Origin of the sequence: Fulvimonas soli, from assembly GCF_003148905.1 — a bacterium.
In the GTDB taxonomy this organism is placed as follows: Bacteria; Pseudomonadota; Gammaproteobacteria; order Xanthomonadales; family Rhodanobacteraceae; genus Fulvimonas; species Fulvimonas soli.
In genome coordinates this window covers 1-21,872 of sequence record NZ_QGHC01000002.1, presented here as the reverse complement: position 1 = coordinate 21,872, position 21,872 = coordinate 1, and the positions used below count along the sequence as shown (strand labels likewise).

Sequence of the window (21,872 nt, the reverse complement as noted above, 5' to 3'; positions counted from 1 at the left end):
CCCCGGGCCGATCGCCCCGCACCGGAATGCCCGGCGATCATCCGCCCGTGCCGCTGCCCGATAAATGCTCAATAATCGCCAACACCATCCAAAGGAGCTCAACAATGGACCACCTGCAGGCGATGCGGCTGTTCGCGCGCATCGTGGAGCTGGGCAGCTTCACCGCCGCGGCCAGCGACCTGGACCTGCCGCGCGCCACCGCCACCCACGCGATCCGCGCGCTGGAGGCGCGGCTCGGGACCCAGCTCCTGCAGCGCACCACGCGCCGCGTGCGGCCCACCCGCGACGGCGAGGCCTACTACGCGCACTGCCGGCGCCTGCTCGCCGACGTGGAGGAAATGGAGGGCAGCCTGCGCGACGCCAACCGCCACCCGCGCGGCCGCCTGCGCGTGGACCTGCCCACCGCGCTGGCGCGCGTGGTGGTGATCCCGGCGCTGCCGCGGTTCCTGGCGCGCCACCCGGAGATCGAGCTGGAGCTGAGCACCTCCGACCGCTTCGTCGACCTGGTGCGCGAGGGCGTGGACTGCGTGCTGCGCACCGGCGAGCTGCCCGACTCGGGCCTGGTCGGGCGGCGCGTGGCGCTGCTGCCGCAGGTCACCGTGGCGAGCGCCGCCTACGTGCGCCGGCACGGCCGCCCCGCGTCGCTGGCCGAGCTGGCGCGGGGCCACCTGGCGGTGAACTGGAAGTCGCCCACGCACCAGCGCTGCGAGCCGCTGGAGTTCGTGGTGGGGCGGCGCCGGCGCGAGGTGACGCTGCCGGGCCCGGTGACGGTGAGCGGCGTGGAGGCCTACTTCGCCTGCTGCGAGGCCGGCCTCGGCATCGCGCAGTTCCCGCGCTACCGCCTGGCCGGGTGCCTGGCCAAGGGGCGGCTGCTGGAACTGCTGCCGGACGCGCCGCCGCCGCCGTTGCCGCTGAGCGTGCTGTATCCCGCGCAGCGCCACCTGCCGTTGCGCCTGCGCGTGTTCGTGGACTGGCTGGCGGAGTTGATGGGGCAGGTGTGAGTGGTGCTTCCATGGGGTGGGTATCGCGGCCGGAGGCCGCGATGCCTTCCCCTCCGGGCCTCAGCCGCGCGGCACCCCATGCCGTGGCCGGTCGGTCCCCAGCGTCCACTCGGTCAGCGGCGCGCCGACCGCGGCCAGCGCGGCGCGCTGCTCGGGCGGCGGGATGCGCAGCATGGCGTCCTCGTAGCGCGCCAGCTTGCGCAGCGGCTCCAGCGCCAGCACGCGCTCGACGAGGGCGGCGGTGCGCGGCCAGCGCGCCGGGTCGGGCGCGTAGCGCACGAACGCGGCGGTGCGGAAGTAGCTGGCGATGCTGACGTCGGCGACGCACGGCACGCCGAACAGGAAGCCGTCCGCCGGCAGCCGCGCCTCCAGGTAGTCCAGCGCCGGCGGGAGCTGCACCTCCAGCGCGTCCCGCACCGCCGCCTCGTCGGTGTCCTCGCCGAAGATGCGGCGGCGGATCGCGCGCTGGTAGAACACGCGCCAGATCAGCAGGTCGGCCAGCCGCGTGTCGGCGAACTCCTCCAGCCAGCGCGCCTGCGCGCGCTGCGCGACGTCGGCCGGGTAGAAGGCCGGCGCGGGATGCCTGTCCTCCAGGTACTGGCAGATCACCGAGGAGTCGTTGAGCACCAGCTCGCCGTCGATCAGCACCGGCACCCGCCGCAGCGGGCTGAGCCGGGCGAACTCGTCGTTGCCGTAGAACGGGATGATCGGGTCGATGCGGTAGTCCAGGCCCTTCAGCTCCAGGCACGCCAGCACCTTGCGCACGTAGGGCGAGATGTAGTTGCCGATGACGGTGAGCGACATGCCAGGGACTCCGCGGCTTGAGACCGCCCCGCAGACTGCGCGGTGCCGGCGGCGCCCGTCAAGCGGGCAGCGGCGGCACCGCCACGGGCGTGCCGTGCGCGTCCAGCGCGATCATCACGAAGCGGCCGGTGGTGCACACGCGGCGGTCGCCGCTGAGCGGGTCCTCCGCGGTCATCTCCACCTCCACCTGCATCGAGCTGCGGCCCACCGCGACCAGCCGCGCCACCAGCTCCACCAGCTGGCCGGCGCGCACCGGCACGCGGAAGTTCACCTCCTCCGAGCGCGCGGTGACCACGGTGCGCCGCGCGTGGCGCGAGGCCACGATGAAGGCGGCCTTGTCCATCCACGCCAGCGCCTGCCCGCCGAACAGCGTGCCGAGGTGGTTGGTGTGGTCGGGAAAGACCATTTCGAGCAGGCGGGCTTCGGGCAGGGCAGGCATGGGGGCTTTCCACCGGAGGGGGCCGCCATTCTGCCGCAGCGCCGCGGAGCCGGGACCAATGGCAGGGGTGCCATGACTACCGGCACGGTAGGATCGGCCGCTGGCCGCGCAGCGCCCTGGGCCTGCCCGGCAGGAGGTTCCTTACTTTCGGCAACTGGGGAGCACGAGATGGCTTCGAACACGGTCCGGCCGCATCTGGCCGGCATGCTGGCGCTGGCGCTGCTGGCCGGCGGCGCGCACGCGCAGGGGCGCACGCTGAGCGCGGACGACTACGCGCGCGCGGCGCGCTTCCTCGGCTTCAACGCGGCGCCGCTGGTCGACCACGCGGTGCAGGACGTGAAGTGGCTGGACGACGGCCACTTCTGGTACGTCGACCACGACGCCAGGGGCGACCGCTACCTGACGGTCGATGCCGCCACCGGCAAGGCCGCGCCGGCCTTCGACCAGGCGAAGCTCGCCGCGGCGCTGGCCAAGGCCGGCGGCAAGCCGGTGAAGGCCGAGAAGCTGGGCGTGCGCGACTTCGGCATCGCCGCCGACGGCCGCCTGGACGTGCAGCGCGGCGGCAAGCGCTACCTGTGCGACCTCAAGGCCGCCGCGCCGTCCTGCGCCGAGAAGGCCGCCAAGGGCGGCAAGGAGCCCGGGGTGCTCTCGCCGGACAAGAAGCGCGAGGCCTTCATCCGCGACTGGAACCTGTGGGTGCGCGACGTCGCCACCGGCAAGGAGACCCGGCTCACCACCGACGGCGTGGAGAACTACGGCTACGCCACCGACAACGCCGGCTGGAAGCACACCGACAACGCCATCCTGGTGTGGTCGCCGGATTCCACGAAGATCGCCACCTTCCAGCAGGACCAGCGCAAGACCGGCGACATGTACCTGGTCACCACCAACGTGGGCCATCCCAGGCTGCTGCAGTGGAAGTACCCGCTGGTGGGCGACAAGGACGTGACGATGATCGAGCGGGTGGTCATCGACGTGGCGGCGGGGAAGGTGACGCGGCTGAAGATGCCGCCGGACCAGCACCGCTCCAGCCTGTGCGACGACGTCAGCTGCGGCCGCGACGGCGGCTGGGACGACGTGAAGTGGGCGCCGGACGGCAAGACCCTGGCCTTCGTCTCCACCTCGCGCGACCACAAGCACGAGTGGTTCCGCATCGCCGACGCCGCCACCGGCGCGGTGCGCACGGTGTTCGAGGAGCAGGTGCCGACCTACTACGAGAGCGGCAACGACCAGGTCAACTGGTTCTACCTGCCCGAGAGCCACGAGGCGATCTGGTTCTCCGAGCGCAGCAACTGGGGCCAGCTCTACCTGTACGACCTCGACACCGGCAGGCTCAAGCACGCCGTCACCAGCGGCGAGGGCAACGTCACCCAGGTGCTGCGGGTGGACCCGAAGACGCGCACGGTGTGGTTCCGCGGCGTCGGCCGCACGCCGGGCGTGAACCCGTACTACCAGCAGTTCTGGAAGGTGGGCCTGGACGGCGGCCAGCCGCAGCTGCTCGCGCCGGAGGACGCCGACCACACGATCACCCTGTCGCCCGACGGCACCTACTTCGTCGACTCGTACTCGACCCCGACCACGCCGCCGGTCGCGGTGCTGCGCCGCGCCGACGACGGCGCCACGGTGGCGCCGGTCGCCAGGGCCGACGTCGGCCGCCTGCTCGCCGCCGGCTGGAAGGCGCCCGAGCCGTTCACGGTGAAGGCGCGCGACGGCAGGACCGACCTGTACGGCCTGATGTTCAAGCCGACGGACTTCGATCCCGCGAAGAAGTACCCGGTGGTCGACTACATCTACCCCGGCCCGCAGACCGGCTCGGTGGGCTCGCGCAGCTTCGCCGCCGCGCGCGGCGACCACCAGGCGCTGGCCGAGCTGGGCTTCGTGGTGGTCGCCATCGACGGCATGGGCACGCCGTGGCGCTCCAAGGCCTTCCACGACGCCTACTTCGGCAACATCGGCGACAACACGCTGCCGGACCAGGTGGCGGGCATCAAGGAGCTGGGCAAGCGCTACCCGTGGATCGACCTCGACCGCGTGGGCATCTGGGGCCACTCGGGCGGCGGCAACGCCACCGCCGGCGCGCTGTTCCGCTACCCCGACTTCTTCAAGGTCGGCTGGGCCGAGAGCGGCAACCACGACAACCGCAACTACGAGGACGACTGGGCCGAGAAGTGGCAGGGCCTGCTCGTCGCGGACAAGGACGGCAAGGGCAACTACGACGACCAGGCCAACCAGAACCACGCGGCCAACCTCAAGGGCCACCTGATGCTGGTGCACGGCACGCTGGACGACAACGTGCCGCCCTACGAGACGCTGCTGGTGGCCGAGGCGCTGATCAAGGCCAACAAGGACTTCGACATGCTGCTGATCCCGAACGTCCACCACGGCTACGGCATGCCCGCCACGCTGTACGCGATGCGCCGGCGCTGGGACTACTTCGTGCGCTACCTCGCCGGCGACACGCCGCCGAGCGGGTTCGAGATCAAGGCGCCGAAGCCGGACTGACGCCGCGCCGCGGCGTCGCAAGCACGCGGCCCGCCTCGTCCGAGGCGGGCCGTTCTGCTTCTCAGCCCGCCAGCCGGCTCTCGGCGAAGCGCATCAGCGCGTCGAAGCCGCGGTCACTGAGCAGGCGGCGCAGCAGCAGGATGGTACGCGCGCCGCCGCCGGTGGCGTAGCGGGTGCGCGGCCGCCGCGCGCGCAGGGCCCTGGCGATGGTGGCGGCGACCACCTCGGGTGGCGAGGCCAGCGCGGAGGTGTCGCCGCCGCTCAGCATGCGCGCGTGCGCCTCGGCCTGCGCCGCGTAGGCGGTGTGCCCGGAGCGCGCCAGCAGGCTGTCGCGGGCGATGCCGCTCCATTCCGTGCGGATCGCGCCGGGCTCCACCACGACCACGCGGATGCCGAACGGCGCCAGCTCCATGCGCAGGCAGTCGCTCAGGCCCTCGACGGCGAACTTGGTGGCGTGGTACCAGCTGCCCAGCGGCTCGTGCATCTTGCCGCCGATCGAGGTGACGTTGACGATCGTCCCGCCGCCCTGCGCGCGCATCGTCGGCAGCGCCAGCTGGGTCAGCCGCGCCAGGCCGAACACGTTGACCTCGAACTGCCGGCGCGCCTCCTCCAGCGGCACGTCCTCCAGCGCGCCGTAGGAGCCGTAGCCGGCGTTGTTGACCAGCGCGTCGAGGCGGCCGCATTCGCTGCGGACGGTCTCGACGGCGGCGACCATCGAGGCGTCGTCGCACAGGTCCAGCGCCAGCACGCGCGCACCCAGCGCGGCGAGCGTCTGCATGCGCTCGACGCGCCGCGCCGCCGCGTAGACCCGCCAGCCGTCGGCGGCGAGCCGGCGGACGGTGGCCTCGCCGATGCCGGACGAGGCGCCGGTGACCAGGGCGATCTTGTTCATGGGCGTGACCCGGTGGAAGGACGGCCGGCAGTCTAAACTCGGGGCCATACCCCCCGGTCAAGAGGTGTACCGTGCGCATCGCCGAATTCCGCCGCCGGACCGGCCTGACCCGCGACGCGGTGAGGCTGTACGTCGGGCTCGGGCTGCTCAGGCCGGCGCGCGACCCGGCCAACGGCTACCAGGAGTTCGCCGAGGCCGACGTCGGCCGCGTGGCGGTGATCCGCGCGGCGCAGCGGCTCGGCTTCAGCCTGAAGCAGCTGGTGCCGCTGGCGCGCGAGTACGAGGCCGGCCGCATGGACGTGCGCCGCCGCCTGGCGGTGATGCGCGAGCAGCTGGCGATGATCGGGGAACAGGCCGCCCGCCTCGACACCATGCGCGATTACGTGCGCGCCAAGATCGCCTGGCTGGAAGGCGGCGAGCGCGGCGAGCCGCCGCTGCTCGGCGAGCTGCGCCACGCCTGCGGCGATGCCGGAACGCCGGCGGAGCAGGCGCCGCGGGTCCGACGGGCCCGCGGCCGGGCCGCCGCCGCCGCGGGCCGGCGCTAGCGGTCGCCATGGACCGGCGCTCGCATCCCAGGATGCCGACCCCGCTACCATGCCTGGCCAGGCGCCCGAGGGGAGAGCGAACGATGCGGACACGCCGGACGAAAAGCCGCGGGACGTGGTTCGCATGGGCCGCGCTGCTCGCGTGCGTCCTCGCGCTGCCGGCGGCCGCGCGCGCCGCGCCGCCGCCGGTCGCCGCCGCCTTCGAGCGCTTCTGGCAGGCCGCGCAGGGGCGCGCCTTCGCGCAGCAGCTGGCGCTGTGGGATGGCCTGGTCGAGGCGCCCTACGGCGACCTGTACGCCATGGTGGTGTGGGAGCGGCGCGAGCATCCCGACTGGGAGGCGCGCAAGCGGCGCCTGCTGCAGGTGCGGTTCGCGGCCTATCCGTCGATCGCGGCGCGGATCCCGGCGGCGGCGCGGACGCTGCAGGCGGTCCTCGCCGCGCAGGTGCCGCGCTTGCGCGCGCTGTTCCCCGACGCCGACCCGCAGCCGCCGGTGGAGCTCGTGCTGGCGCCCGGCTTCGACGCCAAGAGCGGCGTGCGCGCGGACGGCACGCCCGTGCTGGCCTTCGCGGTGGACTCGCTGCTGCTCGAACGCGCGCCGCTGGACATCCTGGTGCCGCACGAGCTGTTCCATCTCTACCACGCGCAGCACGCCGGCATCCGCAACGACGGCGTGATGCCCGGCGCGCGCCTGGCCCTGCCGCTGTTCGAGGAAGGCCTGGCCACCTACGTCAGCGGACAGCTGGCGCCGGGCCACGGCGACGGCGAGCTGCTGCTGCAGGACGACCTGGGCCGCCTGCCGGCCGCGCGGCTGCCCGAGGTCGCGCGGCGCTTCCTCGCCGACGCCGGCAAGCCGGCCGTCGATCCGGCCCACCCGGAGCCGTTCCGGCGCTGGTTCAACGCGGGCGCCGCGCGCTACCAGCCGGACCTGCCCAACCGCAGCGGCTACTGGCTGGGCCTGCAAGTGATCCGCGATCTGCGCCGGAGCTACTCGCTGGCGCAGATCGCGGCGTGGCCGCCGCGGCAGGCCGAGGCGCGGACGCTGGCCGTGCTGGAGCGGATGCGCCAGGCAGCGCGGGCCGCGCCCGCCGCGCGGCGAAACTACCGCGCGCCGTCGCGGATCGCCGCCACCGGCGGCACCGCCGCCGCGCGCAGCGCCGGGCCCAGCACCGCGCCCTGGCCGAGCAGCCACAGCAGCGCGGCGCCGGCCGGCAGGTACGGCGGCGGCAGCCGCGGCAGCTCGTAGTGCAGCATCAGCAGCGCGTTGAGCGCGTAGCACAGCACCGCGCCCAGCGCGATGCCGAAGCCCACGATCAGGAAATTCTCGGCCTGGAAGTAGCGCAGGATGTCGCCGCGGGTGGCGCCCAGCGCGCGGCGCACGCCGATGGTGCGCCGGCGCTGCTGCACCCAGAAGCTGGCCAGCCCGGCGATGCCCAGCGCGGTGACCAGCAGCAGCCCGCCGGCCGCGGCCAGCAGCAGGCCGATCATGGTGCGGTCGCGGCGGAAGTACGCCTCGCGCATCTGCGCGAAGGTGGTCGGCCGGCGCAGGATGCGGTCGTGGTCGAGCGCGGCCAGCACCTCCGCCGCCCTGGCCAGCACGCGCTCGCGCTGCGCCGGCGCGGTGCGCAGCACGTAGATGACCTGGGCGTCGTCCGGCAGCATCGGGAACAGCATCGCGTACTCGTTGCCGTCGCGCTCGCGCGGGCGCGGCCGCAGCAGGTGCTCCACCACGCCGACGATGCGCACCGGGCCGTCGCCGGGGTAGACGGTCCTGCCCAGCGCGCCCTGCCCGGGGAACAGCCGCGCGGCGAGCGCGCGGGTGACGATGGCGGCGGGCACGCGGTCGATCCCGCTCCAGCCGTGCGCGCTGTCCAGCGGCAGGTATTCGCCGGGCAGGAAGTCGCGCCCCTCCACCAGCTTCAGCCCCAGCGCGGCCCGCTCGCCCGGCGTGCCGTCGAAGGCGGCGGCGGTGAGCATGGCCTCGCCGCCGGGCGCGGTGGCGATGCCGTTGCCCCATTCGCCGCGGCCGAACGGCAGCGCGTCCACCGCGGCGGCGGCGCTCACCCCGGGGATCGCGCGCAGCGCGGCCAGGTCGGCCTCGTGCCGCGCCAGCGGCTGGCCGGGTTCGGCCAGGTCGATGCTCTCGATCGCCACCAGCTCGTCCTCGGCCAGCCCGCTGGGCAGGCGCATCAGCGCGGTGCGCTGCACGATCATGAAGGCGACGTTGCACACGATGGCGCAGGTGAAGGCCACTTGCAGCACCAGCAGCAGCACGGTGAGGCGGTGGCGGGTCAGGGTGGCGAGGATCGGTCGCAGCATGGGGTCCTCACGGGGTCTTCAGCTGCAAGGCGGGGGCGACGCGGCAGGCGCGCCAGGAGGGCAGCAGCCCGGCCAGCACGCTGGCGCCCACCGCCAGCGCGAAGGTGGCCAGCAGCATGGACGGGTCCATCCGCGCCAGCTGCGCGTAGCCGTCGGGGCGCTGGCGCACGCTCCACAGGCCGAGCTCGGCCAGCGCCAGCCCCAGCGCGCCGCCGGCCAGCCCCACCACCGCCGACTCGACGCCGAACTGCAGGAAGATGTCGCGCCGCCGCGCGCCCAGCGCGCGGCGCACGCTGATCTCGCCGCTGCGGCGCAGGAACTTGGCCAGCAGCAGCGCCACGATGTTGACCATGCACACGAACAGGAAGCCCAGCGCCAGCCACAGCTGCAGGCGCAGGTCGCCCGGCACGGCGCCCTGCAGGTCGAGCCAGTCCATCAGCCCGTACAGGGCGGCCGCCTGCGGCCGCGGGAAACGGCCGTGCGCCCGCTGCTCGCCCAGGTAGTCCTGCAGGAAGCGCCGGTAGGCGCCGGCCTGCGCGGGGCCGTCCAGCTGCACCCAGAACTGCAGCCAGGCGCACTGGCCGCTGCCGCGCTGGTCGCCTTCGCTGCCCCAGCAGGAGAGCCGGCCCTGGAAGTCCATCTTCAGGTCCAGCGCGGTCTGCAGCGGCAGGAAGAACTGGTCGGCGCGGCCGAACACGCTCTCGTCGACCGGCGCGTAGAACAGCGGCTGCGGGTGCCAGTCGTCGAGCACGCCCACCACGCGGAAGTCGGTGTTCTTCAGGCGCACGCTGCGCCCCAGCGCGGGCGCGTCGCCGAACAGCCGCGCCGCGAGCCCGGCGTTCAGCACCACCACGCGCGCGCGGGCGTCGTCGTCCTGCGCGCTCCAGCCGGCGCCGGCACGGAACGGCGCGCCGAACATCGGGAAGAAGTCCGCGGTGACGTAGCGGCCGCTTTCGAAGAACGGCAGCCGCGCGCCCTGCGGCGGCCGCACCGGCGCGCCGCCGCCGGCCATCGCCGCCTGGCGCGCGGCGCGGCGCGCGCGCAGCAGGGCCAGCGCGTCGGGCCAGGCGAGGTCGCCGTTGGGCGGCGCCTCCGCGCGCCGGCCGTGGCCCAGCGGGCGCGCATCCAGCAGCGGCACGTAGAGCGAGCCGCTGCGCCCGGGCAGGGGATCGCCCGACATCACGTGCAGCACGGTCAGCATGGTCATGCTGGCGCCGATGCCCAGCCCGATGGCCAGCACCATCAGCGCGGTGAGCGCGCGGCTGCGCGTCAGGCTGCGCAGGGCCAGTTCGAGGTAGTAGGCGAACACGGCGGCGTCTCCCTGCGGTCACCGGCCCACGGGCGGCGCCGGCGGCAGCGGCAGCGGCGGGACCAGCCGGCGGTAGTCGGCCGCCCCTATCCACAGCGCGAGGGGCTGGCCGGCGCGCAGCACCCGCAGCTGCACCGCCGCCGGCTGGCTGTCCCTGAGCACGGCGAGCAACTGCGCGTCGCTCGCCGGCGGCTTGCCGCCGGCGGCCAGGATCACGTCGCCGGGGACCAGGCCCGGATAGCCGCGGCTCGCCGCCTCGACCCGCAGGCCCGGCGCGGACGGCGACCGGGACGACAGCGCCAGGCGGGTGCCGCCGTCCTCGAACCGGTAGTGGTCGGCGCGGGCGGCGCCCGCCGCCAGCACGATGGCGAACAGCACCCTGGGGCTTGCGCGTCGCATGGCCTGTCTCCCGGAAAGTGGCGGCATGAGGCGGCCCGCTCCGCCGCCCGTCGGCGGCGGAAAGGTTCGACCCGGAAAGGTGCGGCGGCCGGCGGCCGCCACCGTGGCTCAGCGGCGGCTGGCGTCTTCGGCCAGGCCCTTGGCCAGCGCCTCGTCGATCAGCCGGCCCATCGCCTGCTGGGCAGCGCGGTCGGCCTGCTGCTGGCGCTGCTCCAGCGCGCGCTGCTGCTGTTCCAGCGCCTGCTGCTGGGCTTCCAGCGCCTTGCGCTGGGCGTCCAGGTCGCCATGCGAGCCGGCCTGCCGCTGCTCCAGCTGCGCCTGCTCGCGTTCCAGCGCGCGCTGCTGTGCCTCGGTGGCACGCTGTTGCGCTTGGGCTTCGCGCCGCAGCAGTTCCGCGCTGCGTTGCTGCGCGTTCTGCGCCTGCGCCTCCGCCTGCCGTTGCGCCAGCGCGGCCTGTTCCTGCGCCAAGGCGGCGTCGCGTGCGGCCAGGCCCGCCTGCCGGCCCGCCAGCGCGCCTTGCTGACCGGCCAGCCGGCCCTGCTCGCGCGCGAGGGCGGTCACCGGCGCGTAGATGGCCTTGGCGCGCTCCATGGTGGCCTTGTCGCGGATCACGTAGGCCTGGTCGCCGCGCCGTACCCACAGCAGCGGGCCGCCGCTGGCCCGGTGCAGGCGTTCGGCGCGGCCGAGGTCGGCCTGCGTGCCGTTGACGGTGATGGTGTCGCCGTCGTACAGGGCGAAGCCGTTGCGGGCGTTGCTGTAGGTGTCGATGTCGACATGCCTGGCCGCATAGCCTTTGGGTGGAGTCGGCGGAGGAGCCGGCGGCGCGGGCGGTGGCGGCGGCAGGGGAGCGGCCGGCGGCGGTGGCGGTGGCGGTGGCGGTGGCGCGGGGACTGCCGCGCCGGGGGCCGCCTGCCGGCTTCCGTTCCGGTCGACGTCGACGGCTCCTGCGGCCGCGCGCGGAGTGGCCGCCGGGCGAGCCACCGGCGTCGCCGCCGCAGCCTGCGCGACCGTGGCCGCAGGGGATGGCTGCGCCTCCTTCGCGGCGTGCGCGGTGACACGGTAGGGCAGCACGCCGGCCAGCGCGACCACGGCGACCAGCAGCCAGCCGTACAGGCGCTGGCGGGAAGGCATGTCGGTGAACTGCAGCATGGTCAGTCGCCTCTTCAGGTTGCGGAAGGTGGGGGATGCGCCGGCCAGGCCGGCGTGCAGGGGATGGGCCACGCCCAGGCGCAGCAGCAGGCGGCCGTAGTCCTGCGCCGCGCCGCCGGCGTAGCGCAGGACCTGCGCGTCGCAGGCCGCCTCGCGTTCCAGCGCGTACTCGCGCATCGCCCAGCGCAGCAGCGGGTGGAAGAACAGCAGCCATTGCGCCAGCGCGGGCAGCCAGCCCAGCCACAGGTCGCCACGGCGCAAGTGGGCCAGCTCGTGCGCCAGCGCCAGCGCGGCCTCGTCGCGGTTCAGCGCATGGCCGGCGGGCAGCAGCACCACCGGGCGGCGCAGCCCGACCACCTGCGGCGAGGCGATCGCCGCCGAGACGCGCAGCGGCGGGCAGCGGCGCAGGCCCATCGCCTGCGCCTGCCGCGCGCATAGTGCTTGCAGCGCAGGATCGTCCAGCGGCGCGGCCCCGCGCAGCAGGGCGCGCGTGCGCAGGCCCTGGCGCAGCAGCGTCGGCAGCTGCGCCAGCAGGCCGGCCAGCCACAGCGCGGCGACGACGCCTCGCCAGGATGGCGCATGGACTTGGCCCGGCATTGCGGGCGACACATCGACAGTCCTCCGCGGTGCGAGCCGCACGGCCGGCGAGGCGTCGGGGCCCGGGGACACCGCCAGGACCGCAGCGGCCGGCGCGGCCTCCTGCGCCGCCGGCGCCACCAGCAGCGGCAGCTCGATCGGCGCGTACCAGGCCAGGCCCAGTACCGCCTGCAGCGCCACCAGCCACCACAGCACGCAGCGCGCCGCGGCCGGCAGGCGCGGCAGCGCGCGGCACAGCAGCGCGATGGCGCCGGCCAGCAGCGCCGCCTGCAGCGAGGTCCAGGCCAGCCGTTGCAGCAGCAGCGCGGCGAAGTGATCGGGCGCGGCCATGTCAGCGCTCCCGCCGGCCGGACTGCAGCTTCGCCACCAGCGCCTGCAGCTCGGCCAGCTCGGCGTCGCTGACCTGGCCGCGCTCGGCCATCCACGCCACGAACGGCGACACCGAGCCGCTCAGCGTGTTCTCGACGAACTGGCCCACCGCGCGGCGCATCGCCTCGCCGGGGCCGGTGGCGGTGCTGTAGCGGTACACGCCCTGCGCCTGCCGGCGCTTGAGGTAGCCCTTGGCGCGCAGCCGCTCCATCATGGTCAGCACGGTGGAGCGGGCCAGCCCGCGCGCCTCGCCGAAGCCGGCGGCGACCTCGCCCACCGAGGCGGGCTCGTGCTCGGCGAGGTAGTGCAGCAGGGCGAGCTCCTGGTCGCCGATGGATGGCCTGGGCATGGCGCGGCACCTTCTGGTTGACTACAGGTGTCGTCAAGGTACGCCTTGACTACTCGTGTAGTCAATAGGGCGGACACGCCGGCGCATGCCGGGCCGGCATGGCCGCTCAGGGCGGCGGCACGCGCGTGGCCTCGGTGAACACCACCTGCCAGGCGCCGTCGCGCTCGCGCCAGACGTCGGCGAAGCGCAGGCGCACCTTGAACGGCCGGCCGTCGCTGGTGCCTTCCAGCGTCACCGCACCGGCCATCACCGCGCCGCCGGGCCACAGCCGGATCACCTCGTCCTCCACCGTGTACGGTTGCAGCCTGTAGCCGGGCGCGGTGTAGTCGCGGATGAAGTCGGCCTTGTCCTCGATCAGCGCGCGGCTGTTCACCAGCACGTAGTCGGCGGCCAGCAGGCGCCGCAGCGCGGCGCCGTCGCCGTGGATCTGCGCGTGGTCGAACTCGGCCACCGCGCGGCGCAGCGCGGGCGGCAGCGCGGCGTGCGGATCGCCGCCGGCGGTGCCGTCGGCGGTGGCCAGGGCCAGCGCGACGGCGAGCGGGGAGAGCAGTGCGATGCTTTTCATGGGGCGCTCCGGCGGCGTGGCGCATCGACGGCGCGGGCAGCCTCGCGCCACGCCGCGCGGCCGCGGGCGGTCGCCTGCGACGGCCCGCCGGAACGCTAGCCGCGCCGCGGCGGGAGCGCTGTCAAATTCCTGCCCGCGCGCGCCAGGCCGGCGCCGCGCAGCGCCTCGCGCGCCGCGCTCGGCGTGAGGCCGAGCTGGCGCCGGAACGCGGCGGCGAAGTGGCTGTGGTGGCTGAAGCCCAGCTCGCAGGCCAGCGCGGCCAGATCGCCGGCGCCCTGCGCCAGCCGCTCCAGGCCCAGCGCCAGCCGCAGTCGCGTGCGGTAGCCGGCCAGGCCGATGCCGTGCGTGCGGCGGAAGATGCGCGCCAGGTGGAACGGCGAGCAGCCGGCGTCGGCGGCGAGCGCCTCCAGTCCCACGTCGCCGGCCGGATCGGCGAGCAGGCGCTCTTGCGCCCGCAGCGCCAGCCGCCAGGCCGCCGGCGTCGGCGGCCGCGCGTCGCGCGGCGGCCCGCCGCGGCGCAGGATCGCCTCGCACAGCACCCGCGCTTGTTCCTCGACCGCCAGCCGGCCGGCGTCGCCGCGCCGCAGCGCGGCGAGCAGCCCCTGGTGGCGGTACTGGTCGGCGGGCGTGGCGGGCCGGCAGGCGTCGCGGCGCTCGTCCAGGCGACGGCCGAACAGTTCCTCCTCGTGCGCGGGCGCCACCTCGAAGCAGGTGCAGGCGTCGCCGCCGTCGCAGGGGTGCGAGACGCGGTAGCTGTCGCCCGCGCGGTACAGCAGCGCGGTCGCCGGCGTGCCGTGGTGGACGCGGCCGCGCAGGTGGTAGCCGAAGCCGCCGCGGCGCAGCAGCGCCAGGTGGGTGCGCTCGCCGCCGCGCTCCTCGCCGCAGCCGCCGCGCGGGTGGCGGCAGTCCACGCCGACGATCCGCAGCAGCGGGCTGTCGAAGATCACGCTGGCGCTGGACAGGCCCATGCCCGCTGCCTCGCTCGTTCGCGGCACCGGGCGCCAGCGTGTCAGAACGCCATGTCGAACGCCACCTCGCCCTGCACGCCGACCTGGTAGGCCGAGACGCGGCGCTCGAAGAAGTTGGTCACTTCCTGCACGTCCTGCAGGTCCATGAAGTCGAACGGGTTCCTCGCGCCGTACTTCCTCGGCAGGTCGAGCTGGGCCAGGCGCTGGTCGGCGCAGTATTCCAGGTACTGGCGCATGTCCTTCACCGACAGGCCGGCCACGCCGCCGGAGAGCACGTCCTCGGCGAACTGCGTCTCGCAGGCGATCGCCTCTTCCAGCATCTGCTCCACCTGCTCGCGCATGGACTCGTCGAACAGTTCCGGTTCCTCCGCGCGCACCGTGCGCACCACCGCGAAGGCGAACGCCATGTGGCAGCTCTCGTCGCGGAACACCCAGTTGGTGCCCGAGGCGAGCCCGTGCAGCAGGCCGCGCGAGCGCAGGAAGTACACGTAGGCGAACGCGGCGAAGAAGAACAGCCCCTCGATGCACGCGGCGAAGCAGATCAGGTTGAGCAGGAACTGGCGGCGCTGCTCGCGCGTCTCCAGGCGGCGCAGATCCTGGACCGAGTCGATCCACTTGAAGCAGAACGCGCCCTTCTGGCGGATCGACGGGATGTTCTCGATCGCCGCGAACGCCTTGTTGCGCTCGGCCGGATCGGGGATGTAGGTGTCCAGCAGGGTGAGGTAGAACTGCACGTGCAGCGCCTCCTCGTAGAGCTGGCGCGAGAGGTACATGCGCGCCTCCGGCGCGTTGACGTGCTGGTACAGGTTCAGCACCAGGTTGTTCGCCACGATGGTGTCGCCGGTGGCGAAGAACGCCACCAGGCGGTGGATCAGGTGGCGGTCGGCGGCGGACATCTTCGCGCGCAGGTCGGTGACGTCCAGCGAGAAGTCCACCTCGTCCACGGTCCAGGTGTTCTTGATGGCGTTCCTGTACATCTCGTAGAACTCGGGATAGCGCATCGGGCGCAGGGTGAGTTCGAAGCCGGGGTCGAGGATGTGCTGGGCGCGGTCGGGCTGGGCGGACATGGGCGGTTCCTTGAGTTTCATTCGTCATCCCAGCGCAAGCCGGGATCCGGTGGCTTTCGCCTACGGGACGATGGGGCGGGTGCCTGAGGCGCCGGATTCCAGCTTGCGCTGGAATGACGGCTCGGGTGTGTTCGGAGGAAATCGGCAATGGAGCGGCGACCTTGTGTCTACATGCTTGCGAGCAAGCGCAACGGCACGCTGTACGCAGGCGTCACCGCCAACCTTGCGGCGCGCGCCTGGCAGCATCGCCATCAGGTAGTTGAAGGCTTTACGAAGCGGTAGCACGTACACACCCTCGTCTGGTTCGAGACGCACGACACGATGGCATCGGCGATCACGCGCGAAAAGGCGATCAAGGCATGGAAGCGGGCCTGGAAGATCGAGCTCATCGAGAAATCCAATCCGTATTGGCGTGACCTGTACGCTGAGATTTGCCAGTGAGGCCGGTTGCCCCTCACCGTCATTCCAGCGCAAGCTGGAATCCAGTGCCTTTACGGGCCACATGCCAGAGCAAAGGCACTGGGTCCCAGCTTGCGCTGGGACGACGGCGGGGCGTTACTGGCAGGCCTCGCAGTACTCGGGATTCTCCAGCGAGCAGAACACCGCCGCCGTCGCCTTCTCCTGATCGTCCGCCACCGGCTCGGGCACCGCCGCCTTGGCGGCCGACACCGTGGTCTTGGCGATCTTCGTCGCCGGCCGCGAGCGCAGGTAGTACGTCGTCTTGATGCCCGCCTTCCACGCGTACATGTACATGGACGAGAGCTGCCCGATGTTCGGGTTCTCCATGAACAGGTTGAGCGACTGGCTCTGGTCGATGTACGCGCCGCGCGCGGCGGCCAGGTCGATCAGCGCCTTCTGCGGCAGCTCCCACACGGTGCGGTAGATGCGGCGCAGCGGCTCCGGGATCGCCGCGATGCCCTGGATCGAGCCCTCCGCCAGCTTGATCGCGTCGCGGATTTCCGCGGTCCACAGGCCCAGCGTCTTGAGCTCCTCCACCAGGTAGCGGTTCACCACCAGGAAGTCGCCCGACAGCGTCTCGCGCTTGAACAGGTTGCTCACCTGCGGCTCGATGCACTCGTAGCAGCCGGCGATGGAGGCGATGGTGGCGGTCGGCGCGATGGCGATCAGCAGCGAGTTGCGCAGGCCCTTGGCCTTGATCGCCTCGCGCAGCGCGTCCCAGCGCGCCTCGTCGTGCGGCTTGGCGCTGGGCCAGTAGTCGAACTGCAGCTCGCCGCCGGCGGCGCGGCTCTCGGCGAAGCCCGGGTGTGCGCCGTGCCGCGCCGCCAGCTCGTTGGACTGGCCCAGCGCGTGGAAGTAGATCTCCTCGGCGATGCGCGTGGACAGCGCCAGCGCCTCGGCCGAGTCGAACGCCAGGCGCAGCTTGAAGAACACGTCCTGCAGGCCCATCACGCCCAGGCCCACCGGGCGCCACTTCATGTTCGCCGCGCGCGCGGTGGCGATCGGGTAGAAGTTGAGGTCGATCACGCGGTCGAGCTGGCGCACCGCGGTGCGCACGGTGGCGGCCAGCTTGTCGAAGTCGAAGGCGCCGTCGACCACGTGGCGGGCGAGGTTCACCGAGCCGAGGTTGCACACCGCCGTCTCGTCCGCGCTGGTGACCTCCAGGATCTCGGTGCACAGGTTGGACAGGTGGATGACGTTCTCCGGCCTGGCCGTCTGGTTGCTGGTGGCGTTGCAGCGGTCCTTGAAGGTCATCCAGCCGTTGCCGGTCTGCGCCAGCGTGCGCAGCATGCGCGCGTACAGCTCGCGCGCCTTCACCTTCTTCACCGCCAGCCCGGCGGCCTCCGCCTCGCGGTAGGCGCGCTCGAACGCCTCGCCCCAGCGGTCCACGAAGTGCGGCACCGCCTTGGGGTCGAACAGCGACCATTCGCCGTCGCTCTCGACCCGGCGCATGAACTCGTCGGGGATCCAGTTGGCGAGGTTGAGGTTGTGCGTGCGGCGCGCCTCGTCGCCGGTGTTGTCGCGCAGCTCCAGGAACTCCTCGATGTCGGCGTGCCACGGCTCCAGGTACACGCAGGCCGCGCCCTTGCGCTTGCCGCCGTTGTGGGCCAGGCCGGCGCAGGTCATGTAGGACTCGTCGCCCTCCACCTTGAGGTCGATCACGAAGGGCACCGGCGCCATGGGCTCGATCCCGCGCACACGCGTGAAAAGGCAGTTCTGCCACTGTATCCAGTTGCGCTTGCCGAGCGGGGCGCAGCCGACGCGGGCGGCCAGTTCGGGGACGGCGGGTATGCGCAGATCGTAGCTCTTGCCGATGCCGTCAAAATGGATGCGGCTGCCATCGGCGCGTCGCGCCGCATGTTGCTGCGCCCGTTCGCGGTATTGGCCGGCGCACGGAATGCCGAGGCGCAGCAGTTGATAGCGAACGCCCTCGGCCAGCGCCGGCGAGGCGTTGGTGAAGTAGATCTCTTCGCCGCGGGAAACCCCGCCGTCGGTCTCGATCAGACCGTGCAGCAGTGCGAGCGTCTGGGGGCGCGGCAGATGGTTCAGGCGGCGGGCGATCCGCTTGTTGCCGTGCTCGTCGTACAGGTCGTCGCGGGTGATGGGCAGCGTGGCAGTGCCGGCGCCGACGATGCGGCCCGTGCTGCCGTCGCGCACGACGCCCCGGCCATGGGCCCAACGTATCTGGACGTAGCTGTCGCCGCGCGACGTTTCCCAGTATTGGATGCCGCGTGCGCTCAGATAGCGGCGCACGAAGTCCAGATGGGTATCCGTTTGCGGATGGCCGGACACGCCCCATTCCTGGCCTTGCTTGGACAGGTGTCCATCGCCGAGCAGGATGCCGTAGAGCCGCGCATCGTCTTCGTCGAAGCCGTCCACCGGGACGACCTCGACGGGAATGACCTGGGCGACGTAGTCGCCCTTGGAAAGCTCGCCGGCATCCGTCCAGGCGGCCCGTACCTTGCCCTTTCGCAGCCAGTCGAGTGTACGTTCGATGCTTTGCTCCATCGGCACGCCACGAATGGCGTAGAACGGGTGGCCGGCCGTGACGCGCATCGGCTCGATAGCGTGCTTGATGTCTAGCGCCACCATCGGGTCGCGCTGGTTGTAGACCAGCTTTTCCTCGACGCGCCGGTACTGGCCGGAAATGCCGAGCACCAGGTCGCCGGGTTCCACCTCGCGGATGGGCTTGGCGCCGTCGGCGGTGTAGACCCGCGTTTCCGGAGCGAAGCACTGGTTCACCGCGGCCACCGAGGCGTCCAGCGTCTTCAGCCACGGCACCAGGCCGTTGGAGTGGCCGTTGGTGCCCTTGATGAGCGAGCCGCGCGAGCGCACCCGCGAGTAGGCCAGGCCGATGCCGCCGGCGAACTTGCTGAGCTTGGCCACGTCCGCGTACTTGTCGTAGATCGACTCCAGCGAGTCGGCCGGCGAGTCGAGCAGGAAGCAGGAGCTCAGCTGCTCGTGCGCGGTGCCCGCGTTGAACAGCGTGGGCGAGCTGGCGATGTATTCCAGCGAGGAGAGCAGGCGGTACAGCTCCAGCGTCTCGCCGATCCCGTCGCCGCCGAGCGCGCAGGCGATGCGCATGAAGAAGTGCTGCGGCGTCTCGATCACCTTGCGGGTCTGCGGGTGGCGCAGCAGGTAGCGGTCGTACACCGTGCGCAGGCCGAAGTACTCGAAGCGGCGGGTGGCGAGCGGGTCGATCGCGTCGTTGAGCTTGCGCGCGTTGGCGGCCACGAAGTCGCGCAGGCGGTCGTTGAGGATGCCCAGCTCCGCGCCGCGCGCGATCGACTGCGAGAAGCTCTGGATCTCCTGCCCGCTCACCTCCTTGTCGATGTACGCGCCGAGCAGGCGCGCGGCGAGCAGGCCGTATTCGGGCTCCTCCGCGGTGAGCGCGGCGGCGGTGCGGATCGACAGCTCGTCCAGCTCCTGCGTGGTGGCGCCGTCGTACAGTCCGCCGATGGTCTTCAGCGCCACGCGCAGCGGGTCGACCGCGTGCAGCCCCTCGGCGTTGCGCGTCACCGCGCGCACGATCTTGTTGACGTCCACCACTTCCTGGCGGCCGTTGCGCTTGGTCACGCGCATCTGGCCGGGATTGTGCGGCGGGGTGAGCGCGAAGCCGGCGGCGTCGGGCGCCGGCCCGGCGGGCGGCGCGGACGCGGCGGCGCGTTCGCGGGAGGCGGTGTCGAACGGGTCCATGCGGAATCTCCATGGGAGGGAAGCCGCCGCGCCGACCCGGAGGGGAGGTCCAGCCGACGCGGCGCTTCCGAAACCAAAACGCCTGCTCCCGCGCGCAGGGGCCTCGAAGGGCTCGGGCTTTCGCGGAAGGACGCCGCACCGCGGACGCACGGCGGTCCGCCTGCGACGCGCCTCCCCGCGGAAGCGGTCACCCGCGCCGGGCGGCTTGAGGGTCGGACGCGCGCGTCTCGCGGGACGCGACGCCGGCCCGGGGCCCGACGTGCCGGCAGGTCTTCGGACTCGCGGACCCGGGCCGGGAGGCCCACCTACTGGTCCCCGCTTCCCAGGCGCTGCGGCCCAGTGCATGTGGGGACGTTCGTTTCCGCTTACCGCTGCGGGGCAGTTCCGGATTCGCACCGGATTCCCTTTTAAGCCCGACCGACAGCCGCGTCTGGTCGGGCACCGACGGCCACAACATATCGGGCCGCCAGGGCTGGGTCAACCCAACAACTTGTGGATAACTGCCGGCGACGCGCGCGGTGCGCGGCGGCGGCTATGCTGGCCTCCCGCCGCGCCGGAGCCCTGCATGAGCCAGCCCACGCCGAGCTACGTCAACGGCGCCAGCCGCAAGCCCCTGCTCGGCGAGACGGTCGGCGCGCTGCTCGACCGCGTCGCCGCCGCGCACGCCGACCGGCCGGCGCTGGTGGTGCGCGCGCAGGGCGTGCGCATGGACTACCGCCGCTTCCACGCCGAGGTGGAGCGCGTGGCCGCCGGCCTGCTCGCGCTGGGGCTGGCGCCCGGCGACCGCGTCGGCATCTGGGCGCCCAACCGCGCCGAGTGGGTGCTGCTGCAGTTCGCCGCGCCCAAGGCGGGGCTGGTGCTGGTCAACATCAACCCGGCCTACCGCCTGCACGAGCTGGAGTACGCGCTGAACAAGGTCGGCTGCCGCGCGCTGGTGCTGCCGCGGCGCTTCAAGACCTCGCACTACCTGGAGCTGCTCGGCGAGCTGGCGCCGGAGCTGGCGGCCGCCGCGCCGGGCCGGCTGCGCGCGGCGCGGCTGCCGGAGCTGCGCGAGGTGATCCTGCTCGACGAGGCGGCCGCGCCGGGCACGCGCGCGTGGCGCGAGCTGGGCGCGCTGGCCGACGCGGCGGCCTACGCGAAGCTGCGCAAGGTGGAGGCGGAGCTGTCCTTCGACGACCCGGTGAACATCCAGTTCACCTCCGGCACCACCGGCGCGCCCAAGGGCGCCACGCTCACCCACCACAACATCGTCAACAACGGCTGCTTCATCGGCGAGGCGATGCGGCTCACCGAGCGGGACCGCCTGTGCATCCCGGTGCCGTTCTACCACTGCTTCGGCATGGTGCTGGGCAACCTGGCCTGCGTCACCCACGGCGCCTGCATGGTGGTCCCCGGCGAGGGCTTCGACGCGCTGTCCACGCTGGAGACGGTGCAGGAGGAGCGCTGCACCGGCCTGCACGGCGTGCCGACCATGTTCATCGCCGAGCTGGAGCACCCGCGCTTCGGCGAGTTCGACCTGTCCAGCCTGCGCACCGGCATCATGGCCGGCTCGCCGTGCCCGATCGAGGTGATGCGCCGGGTGGTGGAGGAGATGCACATGGCCGAGGTGACCATCGCCTACGGCATGACCGAGACCAGCCCGGTGAGCTTCCAGACCGTGCCCGACGACCCGCTGGAGCGGCGCGTGGACAGCGTGGGCCGCGTGCACCCGCACCTGGAGGTGAAGCTGGTGGACGAGGCCGGCCGCATCGTGCCGCGCGGCGAGCCGGGCGAGCTGTGCACGCGCGGCTACTCGGTGATGCGCGGCTACTGGGGCGACCCCGAGCGCACCCGCGAGGCCATCGACGAGGGTGGCTGGATGCACACCGGCGACCTGGCCACGCTCGACGCGGACGGCTACTGCCGCATCGTCGGCCGGCTCAAGGACATGATCATCCGCGGCGGCGAGAACGTGTACCCGCGCGAGATCGAGGAATTCCTCTACACCCATCCGAAGGTGCGCGACGTGCAGGTGTTCGGCGTGCCGGACGCGAAGTTCGGCGAGCAGGTGTGCGCGTGGGTGCGCCTGCGCGAGGGCTACGCGGCCAGCGAGGCGGAGATCCAGGACTACTGCCGCCGTCACCTGGCCTACTTCAAGGTGCCGCACTACGTGCGCTTCGTGGAGTCGTTTCCGATGACGGTGACCGGCAAGGTGCAGAAGTACCTGATGCGCGAGGCGATGGTCGAGGAGCTGGCGGCGCGGGGCTGAGGTGGTTCGCGCTTTTCGGGTTTTCGGTGTGGCTTGGCTCGTGGGCCGTCGTTCGTCCGTTCGCCCGGAAAAGCGATGGCGTTCGGGCTTGCATGGAGCCTCCCGCGGCTGGGTCGCCTGCGGCGGGTTTCGGTCGCCTGCCGGCGACCGAGCTACTTTTCTTTGCGGGCCCAAAGAAAAGTAGCCCAAAGAAACGG

The 21,872-nt window shown here is 72.8% G+C and carries 18 protein-coding genes and 1 riboswitch; of the genes, 6 read left to right on the top strand and 12 right to left on the bottom strand.

Annotated elements, in window-relative coordinates; genetic code table 11:
- Positions 1-104: 104 nt before the first annotated feature.
- A complete protein-coding gene (locus tag C7456_RS02205; RefSeq protein WP_109722136.1) occupies positions 105-1,001 on the top strand; it encodes a LysR family transcriptional regulator in 897 nt (298 codons plus the stop codon).
- A 60-nt stretch (positions 1,002-1,061) separates the two neighbouring features.
- Here C7456_RS02205 and C7456_RS02200 read toward each other — a convergent pair whose 3' ends face one another.
- Together C7456_RS02200 and C7456_RS02195 are read right to left on the bottom strand one after the other, a co-directional pair.
- Positions 1,062-1,805, bottom strand: a complete 744-nt coding sequence (locus tag C7456_RS02200; protein ID WP_109722135.1) for a glutathione S-transferase family protein — start codon at positions 1,803-1,805, stop codon at positions 1,062-1,064.
- 58 nt (positions 1,806-1,863) lie between these two features.
- Complete coding sequence (locus C7456_RS02195; protein ID WP_109722134.1) at positions 1,864-2,244, bottom strand: acyl-CoA thioesterase; 381 nt, start codon at positions 2,242-2,244, stop codon at positions 1,864-1,866.
- Between the two features lie 168 nt (positions 2,245-2,412).
- Here C7456_RS02195 and C7456_RS02190 point away from each other — a divergent pair, with 168 nt between their 5' ends.
- Positions 2,413-4,746: a S9 family peptidase gene (locus tag C7456_RS02190; RefSeq protein WP_109722133.1), complete on the top strand. Its 2,334-nt coding sequence runs from the start codon at positions 2,413-2,415 to the stop codon at positions 4,744-4,746.
- A gap of 61 nt (positions 4,747-4,807) precedes the next feature.
- Here the strand turns inward: C7456_RS02190 and C7456_RS02185 are convergent, their stop codons facing one another.
- Positions 4,808-5,638, bottom strand: coding sequence for an oxidoreductase (locus C7456_RS02185; RefSeq protein ID WP_109722132.1), 831 nt, complete (start codon positions 5,636-5,638; stop codon positions 4,808-4,810).
- Positions 5,639-5,709: 71 nt separating this feature from the next.
- On the opposite strand from C7456_RS02185, the gene C7456_RS02180 reads away from it, so the two are divergent.
- Complete coding sequence (locus tag C7456_RS02180) at positions 5,710-6,183, top strand: MerR family transcriptional regulator (RefSeq protein WP_109722131.1); 474 nt, start codon at positions 5,710-5,712, stop codon at positions 6,181-6,183.
- A 1,099-nt stretch (positions 6,184-7,282) separates the two neighbouring features.
- On the opposite strand, the gene C7456_RS02175 is transcribed toward C7456_RS02180, so the two are convergent.
- From C7456_RS02175 to C7456_RS02140, 8 genes are all read right to left on the bottom strand, one after another.
- Positions 7,283-8,500: an FtsX-like permease family protein gene (locus C7456_RS02175; RefSeq protein ID WP_109722130.1), complete on the bottom strand. Its 1,218-nt coding sequence runs from the start codon at positions 8,498-8,500 to the stop codon at positions 7,283-7,285.
- 7 nt (positions 8,501-8,507) lie between these two features.
- Entirely contained in the window at positions 8,508-9,809 is a 1,302-nt protein-coding gene (locus C7456_RS02170; protein ID WP_109722129.1) for an ABC transporter permease, read from the bottom strand.
- An 18-nt stretch (positions 9,810-9,827) separates the two neighbouring features.
- Positions 9,828-10,208 carry a PDZ domain-containing protein gene (locus C7456_RS02165; protein WP_146203578.1) on the bottom strand — a complete coding sequence of 127 codons (381 nt, stop codon included), beginning with the start codon at positions 10,206-10,208 and terminating at the stop codon, positions 9,828-9,830.
- A gap of 108 nt (positions 10,209-10,316) precedes the next feature.
- On the bottom strand, positions 10,317-12,284 hold the full coding sequence (locus C7456_RS02160) for a M56 family metallopeptidase (RefSeq protein WP_109722127.1): 1,968 nt from the start codon (positions 12,282-12,284) through the stop codon (positions 10,317-10,319).
- A 1-nt stretch (position 12,285) separates the two neighbouring features.
- On the bottom strand, positions 12,286-12,672 hold the full coding sequence (locus C7456_RS02155; RefSeq protein WP_109722126.1) for a BlaI/MecI/CopY family transcriptional regulator: 387 nt from the start codon (positions 12,670-12,672) through the stop codon (positions 12,286-12,288).
- Between the two features lie 106 nt (positions 12,673-12,778).
- Positions 12,779-13,237 carry a nuclear transport factor 2 family protein gene (locus C7456_RS02150; protein WP_109722125.1) on the bottom strand — a complete coding sequence of 153 codons (459 nt, stop codon included), beginning with the start codon at positions 13,235-13,237 and terminating at the stop codon, positions 12,779-12,781.
- A gap of 95 nt (positions 13,238-13,332) precedes the next feature.
- The gene (locus tag C7456_RS02145) at positions 13,333-14,205 is read right to left on the bottom strand and encodes a helix-turn-helix transcriptional regulator (protein ID WP_109722124.1); all 873 of its coding nucleotides are present in this window, start codon (positions 14,203-14,205) and stop codon (positions 13,333-13,335) included.
- A 41-nt stretch (positions 14,206-14,246) separates the two neighbouring features.
- The gene (locus C7456_RS02140) at positions 14,247-15,272 is read right to left on the bottom strand and encodes a ribonucleotide-diphosphate reductase subunit beta (RefSeq protein WP_109722449.1); all 1,026 of its coding nucleotides are present in this window, start codon (positions 15,270-15,272) and stop codon (positions 14,247-14,249) included.
- 147 nt (positions 15,273-15,419) lie between these two features.
- Here C7456_RS02140 and C7456_RS17700 point away from each other — a divergent pair, with 147 nt between their 5' ends.
- Both C7456_RS17700 and C7456_RS17770 read left to right on the top strand, forming a co-directional pair.
- Positions 15,420-15,554 (top strand): GIY-YIG nuclease family protein, encoded by a 135-nt coding sequence (locus tag C7456_RS17700; protein ID WP_425454611.1) that lies wholly within the window; start codon positions 15,420-15,422, stop codon positions 15,552-15,554.
- Between the two features lie 39 nt (positions 15,555-15,593).
- Positions 15,594-15,713, top strand: coding sequence for a GIY-YIG nuclease family protein (locus C7456_RS17770; RefSeq protein WP_484098149.1), 120 nt, complete (start codon positions 15,594-15,596; stop codon positions 15,711-15,713).
- A 114-nt stretch (positions 15,714-15,827) separates the two neighbouring features.
- Here C7456_RS17770 and C7456_RS17430 read toward each other — a convergent pair whose 3' ends face one another.
- A complete protein-coding gene (locus tag C7456_RS17430) occupies positions 15,828-19,427 on the bottom strand; it encodes a ribonucleoside-diphosphate reductase subunit alpha (protein ID WP_245889745.1) in 3,600 nt (1,199 codons plus the stop codon).
- 247 nt (positions 19,428-19,674) lie between these two features.
- Positions 19,675-19,888, bottom strand: a riboswitch (cobalamin riboswitch).
- Between the two features lie 104 nt (positions 19,889-19,992).
- Here C7456_RS17430 and C7456_RS02115 point away from each other — a divergent pair.
- Positions 19,993-21,675: an AMP-binding protein gene (locus C7456_RS02115; protein WP_109722123.1), complete on the top strand. Its 1,683-nt coding sequence runs from the start codon at positions 19,993-19,995 to the stop codon at positions 21,673-21,675.
- Positions 21,676-21,872: the final 197 nt, after the last annotated feature.